The organism is Paraburkholderia sp. RL18-085-BIA-A, assembly GCF_046027075.1.
Classification (GTDB): domain Bacteria; phylum Pseudomonadota; class Gammaproteobacteria; order Burkholderiales; family Burkholderiaceae; genus Paraburkholderia.
This window is the reverse complement of record NZ_JARESU010000054.1, coordinates 1-17,497: the sequence shown is the minus strand read 5'-3', so window position 1 is coordinate 17,497 and position 17,497 is coordinate 1. Positions and strand designations below refer to the sequence as shown.

Sequence of the window (17,497 nt, the reverse complement as noted above, 5' to 3'; positions counted from 1 at the left end):
TCAGGACGGCGGCCTGACGGCTAGCGTGATGAGCGAGAGGCTCGCCGCAGCGCTAACAACGGTCATTCAGCTACCGCGGGGAAGCTCTGCCGCAGGGCCGCGGCGACCCGCTCCAGCACAGTGTCCCAGTCGCCTCGCTGCGTCTGCGTGAAAAGACGCAAGCCGGGATACCAGGGACTGTCGTCCCGGCCGCGCAGCCAGCGCCAGCAGCCCGCGAAACGGTTGAGCAGCCAGACCGGCTTGCCCATCGCGGCGGCAAGATGCGCCACTGAGGTATCCACGGAAATCACCAGATCGAGGTTGTCGATCAGTGCCGCCGTATCGGCAAAATCCGCCAGTTCACAGGTCCAGTCCGTCAGACGCGCGTTGCTGGCGGCGTCGGCAAGCTTCGCGGGATCGTCGCTCTTTTGCAGGCTGATCCAGTGCACCTGGCGTTGCGCGAAGAGCGGCGCGAGCCGCGCGGCCGGCAGGCTGCGCAGCCGGTCCACCGCTATGCCCGAATGGCCGCCCGCCCACACCACGCCGACTCGCGGCAAATACCGCGTGTCCGGCAGCGCTTCGAACCGCGCGCGCCATTGCGCGGCGCGTTGTGCGTCGGCATGCAGATAGGGAAGCGCGGCCGGAATGGTGGATAGCCGCGTCTGGAACGACATCGGCAGGGACATCAGCGAACAGTAGCTGTCCCAGCTGCTCACGTCTGGCACCCCGTCGAGCAGAACCAGGCCCGGCCAGCGTGCGCGCAACGACTGCTCGTACAGGCGACGCAACGGCCGTGGGCACACATAGCCGACCTCGGGAAAATGCTCGAGCGCCATCGGCAGGTAGCGCACGAACTGCAAGCTGTCGCCATAGCCTTGCTCGTTGAGGACCAGCAGACGTTCGCCGCGCACACGCCCCGAGCGCGCGGCGAGAGGAGCGTGCGACGCCTCGCCCGACCAGCGCGGCAACGCCACTTGCACCGGCGCCTGCGCGGGCCGTCCATCGGACAGCCTGAAGCTGACCCAGCGGTCTTCGAAATACGGCCATGCCTCTTCATAGCGGCCGGACGCGAGCAAAGCCATCGCCAGGTTGTTGCGCGCGACGAGGTTGGCGGACGATAACTCGATGGCGCGACGGTAGTGCCGCTCGGCATCTTTCAACGCGCCGAGGTCGGCGTAGATGCGCCCGAGGTTGTTATGCGCCGCCGAGTGGTCCGGCTCGATTTCGAGCGTTCGGCGGTAGCTGCGCGCGGCTTCGTCGAGATTGTCGAGATGTTGCAGCGTCAACGCGAGGTTGTAGTGGAGCGCGGCGAAGTCCGGCTGCAACGCGAGCCCCTGCCGCAGACTGTCGACGGCGCTCGCAAAGTCGCCCAGTTTGAGTTGAATCGCGTAGAGCGTGTTGTACAGGATCGGCTCAGGACGAATCTCGATCGCGCGTTCGAGCCAGCGCCGCGCGCTTTGCGTGTTGCCCGACGCAAGTGCGAGCAGGCCTTGCAGATGGATGGCCCCGACATGCTCGCCGTCCTGCCCGAGGATTCGGTCGGCGAGCATCTGCACAGCGTCGAGGCGACCCGCTTGATAGGCCGCCACGGCTTCGTCGTGCAGGCTCGATGTGTCGTCGGGGTGGATAGTTGGAGGAACGCGCATGATTGACGAACGAGCGTCCATGACGCACCGGTCCGCCCGCTGTGAGGGCACGAACCAGGCCGCGAACACGGGTTGATGATGGAGAGGGTTTCAGTGGCGCGCGCATGATGCGGCGGGCTCGCTAGATTTCTATCGAGCACAGATTATGGTGGGGCTACTGCGGGTAGTCTTTAGGAGCGTTCTGAAACGCGTTGTGATTTGCCGGCTGTGCCAGGCGGCTCTGCCAGCCATTCGCCGCGTCGCTCGGCTCACATCACCCTACGCGGCGCAAACGCCTAATCGTAACCACCCACGGTCAATAACTTCATTGCCACCCGATAGCTCGTATAAGCCAGCCAGTTCAGCGCCCGCTCGCCCGCCGGACGCGATTCGTAGTGCGCCTCATCGATACGGCGCGAATCCTTGAACGCATCGAGAATCGCCTCGCGCAGCGCCTCGATCGACGGGTCGTTCACCAGCACCACGTTCGCCTCGTTATTGAGCATCAGGCTCAACGCGTCCAGGTTCGACGAGCCGACGGTCCCCCAGTTCGAATCCACCACCGCGACCTTGCCATGCAGCAACGTCTTCTCGTACTCCGCGATCTGCACGCCGGCCCTGAGCAACGCGTGATACAGGAACGGCACCGCATAATCGAGCGCCTTGAACTCCTTGCGCCCGATGATCAGCTTCACCACCACGCCGCGCCGCGCCGCGAACACCAGCGCGCGCCGCAGCTTGCGCCCCGGCATGAAGTACGGATTGGCGAGCAGGATTTCGTGACGCGCCTGGCCGATCGCGGCCAGATACGCCTTTTCGATCGCGCGGCGGTTGATCAGGTTGTCTCGCGCGACGAATGCCACGCATGGCTGGCCGCCCGCCCACAGTTCCTCGTTACGGCGGCGGCGGCGGCGCCGCAAGCTGCCGAGCGATGCGGAAGTCTGCGACCCGAGGTCCGGCTGCAGCGACTCCAGCGGCCGATGCCCGAGCTGAATCCGTCGCCATTGCACCTCGAACGCCTGGCGGACGTCGGCGACCACCGGCCCATGCAATTCGACCGCGAAGTCCCAACGCCGGTACGGCAGCGTCTCGCCGTTGTTCTCGTAGTCGTCGACGATGTTGATGCCGCCGCAATACGCGAATTGATCGTCGATGACCGCCAGCTTGCGATGTGTGCGCGAAAAGCCGAAGCGACCAAACAGATGCGGGTTGTAAATGCGATGGTCGATGCCGGCAAGCGGCCACTCGTTGAACATCGGCAGACGCGCGGTGCCGATGCCGTCAGTGATCACGCGCACCCTCACGCCGCGCGAGGCCGCGCGCAGCAACGCCGCGTTGACCGCCTGGCCGGCGTCGTCGTAACAGAAGATATACGTTTCGAGAACCACGTCCTGCTGCGCGGCGTCGACACGTTTGATCAGCGCGCTGAAAAACTCGTCGCCCGATCGCAGCAGTTGGACATCGTTGCCGCTCGTGAAACGGTAACGTTGCCAATAGCGCCGGCCGAGCAGCGCATGCCGCAGTCGCGCGAAACGGCCCGCGCCGCGTGTGCTCATCGGCGAGGCTCCGCGGCAGGCCCGGCGGCGCGATGCGCGCCGAGCCGCCTCGGCAACTGCAAGATCGCATCGGCATTCGACGACGAAAAGCAGCGCGACGCCGCCTCTTCATACGGCAGCCACAGAAACGCGGTGTGCTCGCGCGGCGCCAGCGTCACTTCGAGCTGCTCGGGTACCTGCACGCTGAACCAGTGCTCGGTGTTGTGGATCACGCCTTCGGCATAGCGATGGCGAAACTCCGGATAGATCTCGTATTCGATCGAATATTGCCAGTCGAACAACGCGCTTTGCGGCACCAGTGCGCCGCCGACCACGATGCCGGTTTCCTCTGCGACTTCGCGCACGGCCGTTTCAACGAGCGGTTCGTCGAGCTGATCTTTGGAGCCCGTCACCGACTGCCAGAACCCCGGATGATCGGCGCGCTCGATCAGCAGCACATCGAGCGCGGGCGTATGGATGACGACGAGTACGGATTGCGGAATTTTCGGCGGTTTCGGCATGGCGTAAAAACTGGGCGCAACGCTTGCGCGGTACATGTCGGATGACGGTCGAAAGCTGTTGCTTCGACTGTAACGCAAAAAACGAAAAAGGCGCATGACGCGCCTTTTTCGTATGCTCCTGCTGTCGTTTTCAGACAGCATTCACTTGCCTCAAGCCATGACTTACGCCTTCGGTTCCGGCGTACGCAGACGGATGTGCAACTCGCGCAACTGGCGCTCGTCCACTTCGCTCGGCGCCTGCGTGAGCAAGCACTGCGCGCGTTGCGTCTTCGGGAACGCGATCACGTCGCGGATCGAATCGGCGCCGGCCATCATCGTGACGATGCGGTCCAGGCCGAATGCGATACCGCCGTGCGGCGGCGCGCCGTATTGCAGCGCGTCGAGCAGGAAGCCGAACTTGGCTTGCGCTTCTTCCGCATTGATCTTCAGCGCGCGAAACACCTGGCTCTGCACTTCTTCACGATGGATACGCACCGAACCACCGCCGATTTCCCAGCCATTCAGCACCATGTCGTAGGCCTTCGCGAGGCAGCGCGCCGGATCCGTTTCCAGATACTCGAGGTGCTCGTCCTTCGGGCTCGTGAACGGGTGATGCGCGGCGACGTAGCGGCTGTCTTCCTCGTCGTACTCGAACATCGGGAAGTCGATCACCCACAGCGGCTTCCAGCCGGACTCGACCAGACCGTTGGCCTTGCCGAATTCCGAATGGCCGATCTTCAGACGCAGCGCGCCCAGGCTGTCGTTCACCACCTTCGCGCGATCCGCTGCGAAGAAGATGATGTCGCCGTCTTGCGCGCCGGTGCGCTCGATGATCGCCTTGACCGCTTCGTCGTGCAGGTTCTTGACGATCGGGCTTTGCAGACCGTCACGGCCCTTCGCGACTTCGTTGACCTTGATCCACGCGAGGCCCTTCGCGCCGTAGATGCGCACGAATTCCGTGTAGCTGTCGATGTCGCCACGCGAAAGCTCGCCGCCCTTCGGCACGCGGATCGCCGCGACGCGGCCGTCCTTCGTGTTGGCGGGCGTGCTGAACACCTTGAAGTCGACGTCCTTGACGGCATCGGTCAGGTCGGTGAATTCGAGCTTCACGCGCAGGTCCGGCTTGTCCGAACCGAAGCGGCGCATTGCTTCCGAATACAGCATGACCGGGAATTTCTCGTCCAGCGAGACGCCGATCGTCTGCTTGAACACGTGGCGGATCATCGCTTCGAACAGATCGCGGATTTCCTGTTCCGACAGGAACGAGGTTTCACAGTCGATCTGCGTGAATTCCGGCTGACGGTCGGCGCGCAGGTCTTCGTCGCGGAAGCACTTGACGATCTGGTAGTAGCGATCGAAGTTCGCCACCATCAGCAGCTGCTTGAACAGCTGCGGCGACTGCGGCAGCGCGAAGAACTGGCCGGGGTTGGTACGCGACGGCACCAGGTAGTCGCGCGCGCCTTCCGGCGTGCTCTTCGTGAGCATCGGCGTTTCGATGTCGATGAAGCCTTGCTCGTCCAGATACTTACGCACTTCGATCGCGACGCGGTAACGCAAACGCAGGTTGTGCTGCATCTGCGGACGGCGCAGGTCGAGCACGCGGTGGGTAAGACGCGTGGTCTCCGACAGGTTGTCGTCGTCGAGCTGGAACGGCGGCGTGATCGACGCGTTCAGCACGATCAGCTCGTGGCACAGCACTTCGATCTTGCCGCTCTTAAGCGCCGCGTTGGTGGTGCCTTCCGGACGGCTGCGCACCACGCCCTTGATTTGCAGGCAGAACTCGTTGCGCACGCCTTCGGCGGCCTTGAACATTTCCGCACGATCCGGGTCGCAAACGACCTGGACGAGCCCTTCGCGATCGCGCAGGTCGATGAAGATGACCCCGCCATGGTCGCGGCGGCGGCTCACCCAGCCGCACAGCGAGACGGATTGGCCCAGCAGTTCTTCGGTCACCAGACCGCAGTATTCAGATCTCATCGACATGATGTTTGTCTTTCGTTTTGCATTGGTTGAACGGCGCGCCGCAGTTGAACACTGCGTGAAACATTGCGCGCCGGCATTACAGCGGAGGCTCGACGGTCGTGCCGCGCATCGGCGCCGGCGTAGGCGGTGCGGACGGCGCCACGACGCCCATCGAGACGATGTACTTGAGCGCGGCGTCGACGGACATGTCGAGCTCGATCACTTCGCTTCTGGGCACCATCAGGAAGAATCCGGACGTCGGGTTCGGCGTGGTCGGCACATACACGCTGACGCAATCTTCTTTCAGGTGGTTGACCACATCGCCGCCCGGAATACCGGTCAGAAACGCAATCGTATAGGAACCGCGACGCGGGTACTCGATCAGGAGCGCCTTGCGGAACGCGTTGCCGCTGCTCGACAGCAACGTGTCGGACACCTGCTTGACACTGGTGTAGATCGGACCGACCACAGGAATGTGAGCGACCAGCAGCTCCCACCACTTCACGAGCTTCTGCCCAATGAAGTTCTGCGTCAACAGCCCGACTACAAAGATGAACGCGAGCGTGAGCACCGCGCCGAGGCCGGGCAGACGATAGCCGATCGCGCGCTCCGGCTGCCAGGAAGTGGGCAGCAGCAACAGCGTCTGGTCCATCGTGCCGATGATCAGACCGAGCACCCACAGTGTGATAGCCAGAGGCACCAGCACCAGCAGGCCAGTCAGGAACACCGATTTGAGCGTCGTTTTTTTCGTCGTCATGTGTACCGCCAGAAAGCCGCGCGGGCCGAAACCCGACGCGCGGTGTGTGCGCCGCCCCCGAGGGCGGCAATGCCACTAGGCGCTGCCGGCGCCGCTCGCACTCGTCGAGGCGGCCGGGGCGGCAGCAGGCGCGGCCGGCGTAGCGGCTGCGCTGGATGGACCGGCCGCGGCCGGGGCCGTGTCGGATTTGGCGGTGCCGTTACTGGCGGCCGCGTTCTCGCCCGCGCCATTCGACGCGCCGTTCGCGTCGGCCTTGGCGGGCGCGCTCGCGCCGCTGTTGCCGCCGCGGAAATCGGTTACATACCAGCCGGAACCCTTCAACTGGAAACCGGCGGCAGTGACCTGCTTGGTAAAGGTGTCTTTCCCGCACTCGGGACACTGCGTCAACTGGGGGTCGCTCATCTTCTGAAGCACGTCCTTCCCGAAGCCGCATGACTCGCAACGATAAGCGTAGATCGGCATGAACTTTTCCCTACTGAATTCTTGTAAACGCTTGCAAAGCCTTGAATTATAGCCGCAAACGATATCCGTTCCGCGGATTTCGGGAACCGATGCTCGACGCGACCGCCGTTGCGGTAAGTTGGGGCGGCCGCAGTCGAATCAAGTGCGGCCCGGGCCGCATTCGAGCGCGGCCGCGCGCCTTCAGGCGCGGCGGCGCCACGTGAGCCAGCGCTCACGTCCGGCAAAAACGGGGATCGAATCGGTCACGGGTTCGTCTTCGACCAGCTCGAAGTCAGGCGTGAGCAGCCCGTCGAGTTCGGCGCGCTCGATACCGAACGGCGGCCCTTTCGGCGTCGCGCCGATGAAGTAGAAGCCTGCGAGCAGCGCGCCGCCGGGCAATAGTTCGGCCATCCGGCGCGCGTAGTCGGGGCGGCGTACCGGTGGCAACGCGCAAAGGAACGCACGCTCGTAAATCCATGCGGGCGTGAAAGGCGGCTCGTACGTGAAGAAATCCGCCTGCTCCACTAGCTGCGCATGCTGGGCGTCCATTTGCGCGTGCGCCGCTGCGACGGCGGCCGATGAGAAATCGATTGCGCGAACCGGGTTGCCCTGACCGGCGAGCCAGACTGCTTCGTGCGCGCTGCCGCAGCCCGGGATCAGCACGGCGGCGCCGCTGTGACGTTCGGCGAACGCGCGGAATGCGGCTGGCACGCCCGCCTGATCCCACGGCATGAAGCCGCGCTCAAAGCGCTCGTCCCAGAACGCCGGCGAGTTGGGGTCGCGGGTCGTGAAGTCGGGCGAGGAAGGTTGGGTCGGGTCGCTCATCGGATGCCTCGCGTGGGTCGTGCGGGTCGGGTGGGTCGGGCGGGTCGGGTGGGTCGTATGGGCCGCAATCACCCGCCGTAAGCCAGCGCCAGAAACGCCCGCGCCAACACGGCGCCGACGCCGACCGCCACGCCGAACATCAGCAGCCCCTGCAGCAGCCGGTTGGTACGCTTCTGCTCGAGCAGAATCTGGCGAATCATGTCGTCGTTCGCGCCGCGCGTGCTGTTGTGCCGCTCGGCCAGCACGTGATGGATCAGGCGCGGCAACTGCGGCAGGGTCTTGCTCCACTGCGGTGCTTCGATCTTCAGACGCTCGTACCAGCCGCGCACGCCGATCTGTTCGTTCATCCAGCGTTCGAGATAAGGCTTCGCTGTCTTCCACAGATCCAGCTCCGGATCGAGCGAGCGGCCGAGCCCTTCCACGTTCAGCATGGTCTTTTGCAGCAACACAAGTTGCGGCTGGATTTCGACATTGAAGCGGCGCGAGGTCGAGAAGAGGCGCATCAGCACCTGGCCGAGCGAAATGTCTTTGAGCGCGCGGTCGAAATACGGCTCGCAGACCGCGCGGATCGCGCTTTCGAGTTCTTCGACGCGGGTGGTCGGCGGCACCCAGCCCGACTCCAGGTGCAACGTGGCGACGCGATGATAGTCGCGCTTGAAGAACGCGAGGAAGTTCTGCGCGAGATAGTTCTTATCGAAGTCCGATAGCGCACCGATGATGCCGAAGTCCAGCGCGATATAGCGGCCGAAGTGCGCCGGATCGAGACTCACCTGAATATTGCCAGGGTGCATATCGGCGTGGAAAAAACCGTCGCGGAACACCTGGGTAAAGAAAATCTCGACGCCTTCGCGCGCCAGCTTCGGAATATCCACGCCGGCCGCGCGCAGCGTCTCGATCTGGCTGATCGGCACGCCGACCATGCGCTCCATCACCAGCACCGTGGGCGTGCAGAACTCCCAGTACATTTCCGGCACCAGCAGCAGATCGAGCCCGACGAAGTTGCGCCGCAACTGGCTGCCGTTGGCCGCCTCGCGCATCAGGTCGAGTTCATCGTGCAGGTATTTGTCGAATTCGGCGACCACCTCGCGCGGCTTCAGACGCTTGCCGTCGGCCCACAGGCGCTCGGCCCACACGGCGATGTCGCGCAGCAACGCAAGGTCGGAGTCGATCACCGGCAGCATGTTCGGGCGCAGCACCTTCACCGCGACGGCCTTGCCGGCGTGCTGCCCGGCCTTCACTTTCGCGAAGTGCACCTGCGCGATCGACGCACTCGCCACCGGCACCCGCTCGAAATCGTCGAACAGCACGTCGACCGGCGCGCCGAGCGACTTCTCGACGATCCCGATCGCAACCGCCGAGTCGAACGGCGGCACCTGATCCTGGAGTTTCGCCAGTTCGTTGGCGATGTCCACCGGCAGCAGATCGCGCCGGGTCGACAGCACCTGGCCGAACTTGACGAAGATCGGCCCGAGACTTTCGAGCGCGAGCCGCAAGCGCACCCCCGGCGGCGCGTCGAACTTGCGGCCGATCGTGGTGATCCGCAGCAGCAGACGCACGCGCCGGTCGTTGATACGGCTCAGCATCATTTCATCGAGGCCGAACCGGATGACCGTGAAAAAAATCTTGAGGAAACGCAGAAAACGCATGGTTGTGCCCGGTGACTAGCGCGTGCCGCGCGACGTGGCGGCGCCGCCCGGCGCATTGACGCCGCGGGCTTCGACCTTCTGTTCAAGACGCTCGATGCGTTTTTCCACGCGCGCCAGTGCGTCGCGTGCGTGCGCCAGTTCGACGTTGAAATCCGCGAGCGTGGCGCGGCGCACCAGTTGCGGATTCTCGTCGAGCAGATATTCGGCGGCCGTGTCGAGCAGGTTGCGACCAGTGCGCTGCACATGCTCGCCGACCGTGCGCACGACCGACGCCACTCGCCAGGCCGGACCGTCGCCGATCAGCTTCGCGAGATCTTCCTCGGGCTCCCAGCGCAGATGCTCGGCAAGCCTGGCGATCACCGTGGCGAACTCGGCGTCGCCCTCGATCTTCACATGCTTCATGACGGCGGCCTGCCCGCCTTGCACGAAGGCCGGCAGCGCGTCGGACGGGACCGAGACGGTCACGTCGAACTGGTGCGTTTCGGTGTCGCCGACCGCGGTCAGATAACCGTCCGGTTGCACCAGCAGTGTCAGGTCGACCGGTGGACATGAAAGACGGGCGGTCTTGCCCGCGTAAGGAGCGAGGCGCTCACGAGCCCACGATTCGCGGGCGAGCAGATGATTGATTGCAGCAGCGAAGGGCTTGGCGGCGAGGGTCATCGAAAGTGGCAAGAAAAAACCCGCGCGAACGAGGTGCTCGCGCGGGTTCCTATTGTAACGTCCGTTCGCTTCGCGGCCCGCTATGCCGAACGGCCAACGGTATGCGCTAAATCAGGAAGAGCCGCACCGCTCCGGCTCCCTCCCACTCGCGACTCAGTGCTGCGCCACCTGCTGGATGCCGGCGAGCAGCCAGCCTTCGCCGGCACGGTTCGCCTTCGACAGGTTCCACACTTCGACGAACGGCTCGGCCGCCGCGCCCGGCGCTTCGCGAATCAGGCCGGAGAAGCGCACGCTGGCAAAGTATTCGGTCGCGCGCTCTTCGACGCCGAGCAACTCGGCGTTCAGTTGCACCACGTCGGTCTGATTGGACTGCGTGCCGCGCGAAGCGAGATCGACCCGCACTTCGGCGAACATTTCCGGCGTGGTGAATTCGCGGATGTCTTCGACGTTGCCCACGTCCCACGCGGCTTGCAGGCGCACGAAGTACACCTTGGCATTACGCAGGAACGCTTCCGAATCGAAGCCGGCCGGCACGACCGGCGCCGGGTTGATGGACGGCGTGCTCAGCGGGTTGCCTTGCGGTTCGAGATACGAGCCGCTGGGCGGCGCGCTGTAGCGCGGTTCCTGAACATAACCGGTGCTACCCGAATTCAGCGACGGCGAGGCGCCGGCATATGCGGGTTGCGCCGCATTGCGCTTGCGGCCCATGAAGCGACGGATCAGCCAGATGACGACCATCGCGATCAACGCGATGATGATCACGTTAGCCATCATGCCCGCGAACGCCTCGCCCATGCCGAAGTGCGACAGCAAGGCCGCGATGCCCAGACCGGCGGCGAGGCCGGCGATCGGGCCAAGCCAGCGGTTGCGGTTAGGCGCGGCCGGCGTCGGCGCGGGCGCCGGTTGCGCGCGCTGCTGCATCGCCTGATTGCTTTGGGAAGGTTGCGACGGCGTCGCCTGATTTTGCTGCTGAACGGTGTTCGACTGACGGCCGATGCTACGGCCACCGCCCATGCGGCGAGCTTCCGCATCGAGCGAGGCGAGAGAGCCGGCCATGATCAGACCGACCATCGCGATCAGTCCGATTCTTCTCACCAGCGACCGCCCAGCCTTACGGGGAGATAACACACCTGAATCGGACATTTTCGTACTTTCCTTTAAAAAACGATGGGTTAGGAACCCTAGTATTTGGTCCCCACATGTAAAGCTACCACGCCAGCTGACAAATTGTAATATTTGACGCCGTCCAGGCCTGCTTGTTCCATCATTGTTTTCAAAGTTTCCTGATCCGGATGCATACGGATCGATTCCGCCAGATACTGATAGCTCTCGGCGTCTTTCGCAAAGCGTTCGCCAAGCCACGGCAACACCTTGAACGAATAGACATCGTAGACCTTCTTGAGCGGATCCCACACCTTCGAGAATTCCAGCACCAGCAGCCGGCCCGCCGGTTTCAGGACGCGCCGCATTTCCGCCAGCGCAATGTCTTTATGCGTCATGTTGCGCAAGCCGAAGGCCACGGTGACCACATCGAAGTAATTGTCCGGAAACGGAATTTTCTCCGCGTCGCACAGCAGCGCAGGGGTGATGACGCCTTTGTCCAGCAAGCGGTCGCGGCCCACGCGCAGCATCGATTCGTTGATGTCGGTGTGCCAGACTTCGCCACTCTCGCCCGCCTGTTTCGCGAAAGCCTTCGACAGGTCGCCCGTGCCGCCCGCGATGTCGAGCACCTTGTAGCCGGGCCGCACGTTCGCCTGGGCGATCGTGAACATCTTCCACGCCCGGTGCAACCCGGCCGACATCAGGTCGTTCATCAAGTCGTAGTTGGCGGCAACCGAGTGAAACACACCCGCCACCTTCTGCGCTTTTTCCTGTTCGTCGACCGATTGAAAGCCGAAGTGGGTTTTGCTCATCGCGCTCGTCCTTTCGCGTATTCTGAAATATGGAGCCGCATCGGTGCGGCGATCGGGGCGAATCGTATCAGTGACAGTGCCCGTGCGCAGCGCCGGATGGCACCATCGGCGTGTCGCGATCGACGCCGGCCGCTTGCAGTTTGGCGAGATAGTCGCGCCAGAGTTCATCCTGGCGAACCGCCATGTCGTACAGCAAGTCCCACGAATAGATGCCGGTGGCGTGCCCATCGGAGAAAGTGGGTTGCAGCGCATAGTTGCCGACGCCTTCGATCACCGTGATCGTGACGTCGCGCTTGCCCGTCTGCAGGGTCTCCTGGCCGGGGCCATGCCCCTGCACTTCCGCTGATGGCGAATACACGCGCAGCAGTTCGAACGGCAGGCGATACGATTCGCCGTTTGCGTACTGCACTTCGAGCACGCGCGATTTTGAATGCACGACCACCCCGGTCGGCACCGGGGTCTCAGGGGTCAATCCGCTCATGATGGCCTCATAAGAAAATGCCGGGCCGCTCCAGGTTGTGGCCCCCTCGGGGGCCCAGCGCGAAGCGACAGGTTGGAGGGCGCTCAGCTAAGAGCGTGTTCGATTTCCTGCCGCACCGCTTCGCGCAGCAACGTGGCTTGCGCGCGGCGCGACGACAGCATCGCTTCGGACACCGTACGCTGGCGCGGCGCCCAGATAGGCAGCGGAAAATGAGCGTCGTTCGAAAAACGCGGAATCACGTGCCAGTGCACGTGCGGCACCTGGTTGCCGAGGCTCGCCAGATTCACCTTGACCGGTTGCATGATGCGCCGGATCGCGCGCTCGACCGCATACACGGCCTTCATCACGCGATCGCGTTCGTCGGCGGCGAGATCGGAAAACTCGGCGACGTGCCTGTTCCAGATCACCCGGCAAAAGCCCGGGTAATCGTGTTCGTCGGCGAGGACGACACGCAAGGTGTCGTCCTGCCACAGCACATCGCCGCCATCTTCACGGCAAAAAACGCAGTCCATCGTCGTCCTCAGGCAAAGATCGTCAGTCGTGCCATTAAACCAGCACGCGCTCGATTCCGCCATTGTTCGCCCGTTGGACGTAGTCCGCCATCCAATCTTCGCCCAACACGTGGCGCGCCATCTCGACGACGATGTAGTCCGCCTCGGTGTTCGCGTCCTCGTTGTAGCGCGACAGCCCTTGCAGGCAGGACGGGCAGCTCGTCAGGATCTTCACCTCGGTGACGCCGTTCGGCTGCGGGCCGTCGCCGGCCTTGAGCACGGAGCCGTTCGGCGCACCCGCCGCGCCGGCCGATGCATTGGCCGGATTGATCGCGTTCGCGCCGGCTTCGGCCACCAGAGGAATGCCGCGCAGCTTGGCCGCGCCCTTGCGGATCTCTTCTTCCTTGCGGAAGCGGACCTGTGTCGAAATGTCAGGACGCGTGACCGCGAGTGTGCCGGATTCGCCACAGCAACGATCGTTCTTCTCGATCTTGTAGCCGTCTTTCTCCGAACCCATCAGCTGATTGACCAGCTTGACCGGGTCCATCGTCTTGATCGGCGAGTGGCAGGGGTCGTGGTACATGTAGCGCACGCCGTTCACGCCGTCGAGCTTGATGCCCTTTTCCAGCAGGTACTCGTGGATGTCGATGATCCGGCAACCCGGGAAGATCTTCTCGAATTCGTAGCCGGCGAGCTGGTCGTAGCACGTGCCGCACGACACCACCACCGTCTTGATGTCGAGATAGTTCAGCGTATTGGCGACGCGGTGGAACAGCACGCGGTTATCCGTGACGATCTGCTCGGCCTTGTCGTACTGGCCCGAGCCGCGCTGCGGATAGCCGCAGCACAGATAGCCCGGCGGCAGCACGGTTTGCACGCCCGCTTCCCACAGCATGGCTTGCGTGGCCAGACCGACCTGCGAGAACAGCCGCTCGGAGCCGCAACCCGGGAAGTAGAACACCGCTTCCGTATCGGCGGTGGTCGTCTTCGGATTGCGGATGATCGGCACGATCTTGTTGTCTTCGATATCGAGCAACGCGCGTGCGGTTTTCTTCGGCAGGTTGCCCGGCATCTTCTTGTTCATGAAGTGGATCACCTGCTGCGTGACCACCGGCTTGCCGACCGTCGCCGGCGGATGCGCGGTCTGCTTCTTCGCGAACTTCTTCAGCACTTCGTTGCCAAGTCGCTGTGCCTTGTAGCCGACGCCCATCATCGCGGTGCGCGCGAGGTTGATGGTCTGCGGATTGGTAGCGTTCAGGAAGAACATGCCCGCCGCGTTGCCCGCGTTGAATTTCTTCTTGCCCATCTTGCGCAGCAGGTTGCGCATGTTCATCGTCACGTCGCCGAAGTCGATCTTCACCGGGCACGGCGTCACGCACTTGTGACAGACGGTGCAGTGATCGGCGACGTCGTTGAACTCGTCCCAATGCTTGATCGACACGCCGCGGCGCGTCTGCTCTTCGTACAGGAACGCCTCGACCAGCAGCGAGGTGGCGAGAATCTTGTTACGGGGGCTGTACAGCAGGTTCGCGCGCGGCACGTGGGTCGCGCAGACCGGCTTGCACTTGCCGCAGCGCAAACAGTCCTTGATCGACTCGGAAATCGCCCCGATGTCGGACTGTTGCATGATCAGCGATTCGTAGCCCATCAGCCCGAAGCTCGGCGTGTACGCGTTGCGCAGGTCCGCGCCTTCGAGCAGCTTGCCCGCGTTGAAGCGGCCATGCGGATCGACGCGCTGCTTGTACGCACGGAATTCGCCGATCTCGTCGTCGGTCAGGAATTCGAGCTTGGTGATGCCGATGCCGTGCTCGCCGGAAATCACGCCGTCGAGTGAACGCGCCAGCTTCATGATGCGCGCGACCGCGCGGTGCGCATCCTGCAGCATCTCGTAGTTGTCGGAGTTGACCGGCAGGTTGGTGTGCACGTTGCCGTCGCCCGCGTGCATGTGCAGCGCGACGAACACGCGGCCGCGCAACACCTGCTTGTGGATCGCCTGGGCCTCTTCGAGGATCGGCTTGAACTCGCCGCCGTTGAAGATCTGCCGCAGCTCGCCGCGGATTTCCTGCTTCCACGACACGCGGATCGTGCGGTCCTGGGTGATGTGGAACACGGTCGCGTCGGGTTGCTGGTCGGCGCGGTCGGCGAACTTCTCCGCCAGCGCTTCGTAGCCGAGGCCGACCAGATAGTGCTGCGCCTCGCGCACCGACAGGTCGAGCTTGTCACGCAGGAATTCCCAGCGCGTGCGCACGCGCGCGAGCAGATCGAGCGCCTGTTGCACGCGGTCTTCGAGCAGCTCGGCGCTGGGAATTTCGTTGGCGTCGTCGCTCTTGCCGAGCGGCAGCTTGCCGGCCTTGAAGAACGCTTCGAGCGCGTCGACCAGTTGCAGCTTGTTCTTGATCGACAGTTCGATGTTGATGCGCTCGATGCCGTCCGTGTACTCGCCCATGCGGTCGAGCGGGATCACCACGTCTTCGTTGATCTTGAACGCGTTGGTGTGCTTGGCGATCGCCGCGGTGCGGCTGCGGTCGAGCCAGAAACGCTTCCTCGCCTCGGCGTTGACCGCGACGAAGCCTTCGCCGCTCTTGCCGTTGGCCATCCGCACGACTTCCGAGGTAGCCTGCGCGACCGCGTCCGCGTCATTGCCGACGATGTCGCCGATCAGCACCATCTTCGGAAACGCGTTGCGCTTGCTCTTGGTCGCGTAGCCGACCGCGCGCAGATAGCGCTCGTCCAGATGTTCGAGGCCCGCGAGAATCGCGCCGCCCTGGCGTGACGTCTCGAACAGGTAGTCCTTGATTTCGACGATGCTCGGAATCGCCTCGCGCGCCTGGCCGAAGAATTCGAGGCAGACGGTGCGCGTATGCGCGGGCATCTTGTGCAGCACCCAGCGCGCGGACGTGATCAGCCCGTCGCAGCCTTCTTTCTGCACGCCCGGCAGGCCGGCGAGGAATTTGTCGGTGACGTCCTTGCCCAAACCTTCCTTGCGAAACACACGGCCCTTGATGTCGAGCGCTTCGCTGCGCAGCAGCTTTTCGCCCGGCGCGTAGTTGCCGTCGAACCATTTGAGCTCGAAGCGCGCGACTTCGATGTCGTGAATCTTGCCCATGTTGTGGTCGAGGCGCGTGACTTCGAGCCAGTTGCCTTCCGGGTCGACCATGCGCCACCACGCGAGGTTGTCGAGCGCCGTGCCCCACAACACCGCCTTCTTGCCGCCCGCGTTCATCGCGACGTTACCGCCGACGCAGGACGCGTCGAGCGAGGTCGGATCGACCGCGAACACGAAGCCGGCCTGCTCGGCCGCTTCGGTCACGCGGCGCGTGACCACGCCCGCGCCGGAGAAAATCGTCGCGACCTTGCGATCGAGGCCCGGCAGTTCGGTCATCTCGACCGCGCCGAGCTGTTCGAGCTTTTCGGTATTGATGACGGCCGAGAACGGCGTGAGCGGCACCGCGCCGCCCGTATAGCCGGTGCCGCCGCCACGCGGAATCACGGTCAGACCCAGTTCGAAACACGCCTTGATCATGCCGGCGATCTCGGCCTCGGTGTCCGGTGTGAGCACGACGAACGGGTATTCGACGCGCCAGTCGGTGGCGTCGGTCACGTGCGACACGCGGGACAACCCGTCGAACTTGATGTTGTCCTTCTCCGTGACCTTGCCCAGCACCTTGGTCGCGCGGCGGCGCAGATCGTAGGTCTTCTGGAATTCGCTCGCGAACTCGTCGACCGCTCGGCGCGCGGCCTGCACCAGTATTTCGACGCGGGCGGCACGGTCGACGCCCGCTTCGTCGCCATGTTCGACCAGATCGGCGCGGCGGCGCTTCTCGATCTCGGACAGACGGTGATGCAACGCTTCGATCAGCAGCGCGCGGCGCTTCGGATTGTCGAGCAGATCGTCCTGCAGGTACGGATTGCGGCGCACGACCCAGATATCGCCGAGCACTTCGTACAGCATCCGCGCCGAGCGGCCGGTGCGGCGTTCCGCGCGCAGTTCGGCGAGCACCGACCACGCGTCGTCGCCCAGCAGGCGAATGACGATTTCGCGGTCGGAAAACGACGTGTAGTTATAGGGAATTTCGCGCAGACGCGCTTCGGGATCGGCGGCCACCGCAGCGGCGGCCCCGTTCGGATCGAAAACTTGAGGTGCGTTCATGTTGGACGACTCTGTAGGTCAACCGCGCGCGTTTTTTAATGAGGCGTCGGCTGACGGTGCGCGTGTGGCGCAATGCCTGGGAATCTTCTAGGGGAGCGAAGCACGCCCGACGGCCTACCCACGTCGGTCGCTTCGCGGCGCTCAGATATAACTACACGATCGTGCGTGGCGGACGTGACGCTCCGCCGCGGGACAAGACTCACGCGGGACGGGCATCAAGTGGGCGATCCGAGGCTGCCAGTGCATCTTCCGATCCTTATTCCAAAACAGAATTCTACCGCATGATTCCACCCCGCGTTGACGGCTTCAATCGGAGCTGTGACGAGGCTTTGCGCGTTTTCGCGTGGAATCGCCTTGCGGCGCGCATGCGAAGAATTGACTGACCGAACGGTCGGGTGGCCCTTTGCGGCACGGTTTTCGCGGATAAGCGGAAGGCCAGCGCGCACACCGTTGGCGCTATCATTGACCCTTTCCCGTCTCACAACGCGCATCGCGCCGCTCGCATGGCTTCCCACGACTACCTGAAAAAAAC

15 protein-coding genes are annotated in these 17,497 nt (G+C 63.8%); all 15 read right to left on the bottom strand.

Annotation, left to right across the window (positions count from 1 at the left end; translation table 11 throughout):
* Positions 1-62: 62 nt before the first annotated feature.
* Positions 63-1,646: a tetratricopeptide repeat protein gene (locus tag P0D89_RS29135; RefSeq protein WP_408377567.1), complete on the bottom strand. Its 1,584-nt coding sequence runs from the start codon at positions 1,644-1,646 to the stop codon at positions 63-65.
* A gap of 254 nt (positions 1,647-1,900) precedes the next feature.
* Positions 1,901-3,160, bottom strand: a complete 1,260-nt coding sequence (gene clsB, locus P0D89_RS29130; protein ID WP_408362071.1) for a cardiolipin synthase ClsB — start codon at positions 3,158-3,160, stop codon at positions 1,901-1,903.
* Positions 3,157-3,660: a dihydroneopterin triphosphate diphosphatase gene (gene nudB, locus P0D89_RS29125; protein WP_408362070.1), complete on the bottom strand. Its 504-nt coding sequence runs from the start codon at positions 3,658-3,660 to the stop codon at positions 3,157-3,159. Before nudB ends, clsB begins: the two co-directional genes overlap by 4 nt.
* Positions 3,661-3,822: 162 nt before the next feature.
* Positions 3,823-5,622 carry an aspartate--tRNA ligase gene (gene aspS, locus P0D89_RS29120; RefSeq protein ID WP_408362069.1) on the bottom strand — a complete coding sequence of 600 codons (1,800 nt, stop codon included), beginning with the start codon at positions 5,620-5,622 and terminating at the stop codon, positions 3,823-3,825.
* Between the two features lie 76 nt (positions 5,623-5,698).
* Entirely contained in the window at positions 5,699-6,358 is a 660-nt protein-coding gene (locus tag P0D89_RS29115) for a DUF502 domain-containing protein (protein WP_408362068.1), read from the bottom strand.
* 75 nt (positions 6,359-6,433) lie between these two features.
* Complete coding sequence (locus P0D89_RS29110; RefSeq protein ID WP_408362067.1) at positions 6,434-6,820, bottom strand: FmdB family zinc ribbon protein; 387 nt, start codon at positions 6,818-6,820, stop codon at positions 6,434-6,436.
* 180 nt (positions 6,821-7,000) lie between these two features.
* Positions 7,001-7,624 carry a class I SAM-dependent methyltransferase gene (locus P0D89_RS29105; protein WP_408377566.1) on the bottom strand — a complete coding sequence of 208 codons (624 nt, stop codon included), beginning with the start codon at positions 7,622-7,624 and terminating at the stop codon, positions 7,001-7,003.
* 68 nt (positions 7,625-7,692) lie between these two features.
* A complete protein-coding gene (gene ubiB / locus P0D89_RS29100; protein WP_408362065.1) occupies positions 7,693-9,270 on the bottom strand; it encodes a ubiquinone biosynthesis regulatory protein kinase UbiB in 1,578 nt (525 codons plus the stop codon).
* Positions 9,271-9,285: 15 nt separating this feature from the next.
* On the bottom strand, positions 9,286-9,930 hold the full coding sequence (locus P0D89_RS29095) for a ubiquinone biosynthesis accessory factor UbiJ (RefSeq protein WP_408362064.1): 645 nt from the start codon (positions 9,928-9,930) through the stop codon (positions 9,286-9,288).
* 153 nt (positions 9,931-10,083) lie between these two features.
* The gene (locus tag P0D89_RS29090) at positions 10,084-11,073 is read right to left on the bottom strand and encodes a Tim44 domain-containing protein (RefSeq protein ID WP_408362063.1); all 990 of its coding nucleotides are present in this window, start codon (positions 11,071-11,073) and stop codon (positions 10,084-10,086) included.
* Between the two features lie 38 nt (positions 11,074-11,111).
* Positions 11,112-11,843, bottom strand: coding sequence for a bifunctional demethylmenaquinone methyltransferase/2-methoxy-6-polyprenyl-1,4-benzoquinol methylase UbiE (gene ubiE / locus P0D89_RS29085; RefSeq protein WP_408377565.1), 732 nt, complete (start codon positions 11,841-11,843; stop codon positions 11,112-11,114).
* A 67-nt stretch (positions 11,844-11,910) separates the two neighbouring features.
* Positions 11,911-12,324 (bottom strand): gamma-butyrobetaine hydroxylase family protein, encoded by a 414-nt coding sequence (locus P0D89_RS29080; RefSeq protein WP_408362061.1) that lies wholly within the window; start codon positions 12,322-12,324, stop codon positions 11,911-11,913.
* Positions 12,325-12,407: 83 nt separating this feature from the next.
* Positions 12,408-12,836: an HIT family protein gene (locus P0D89_RS29075; RefSeq protein ID WP_408362060.1), complete on the bottom strand. Its 429-nt coding sequence runs from the start codon at positions 12,834-12,836 to the stop codon at positions 12,408-12,410.
* 34 nt (positions 12,837-12,870) lie between these two features.
* On the bottom strand, positions 12,871-16,965 hold the full coding sequence (locus P0D89_RS29070; protein ID WP_408362059.1) for a DUF3683 domain-containing protein: 4,095 nt from the start codon (positions 16,963-16,965) through the stop codon (positions 12,871-12,873).
* Between the two features lie 215 nt (positions 16,966-17,180).
* Positions 17,181-17,497 (bottom strand): hypothetical protein (locus P0D89_RS29065; protein WP_408362058.1); only part of this gene is annotated, 317 nt, incomplete at its 5' end.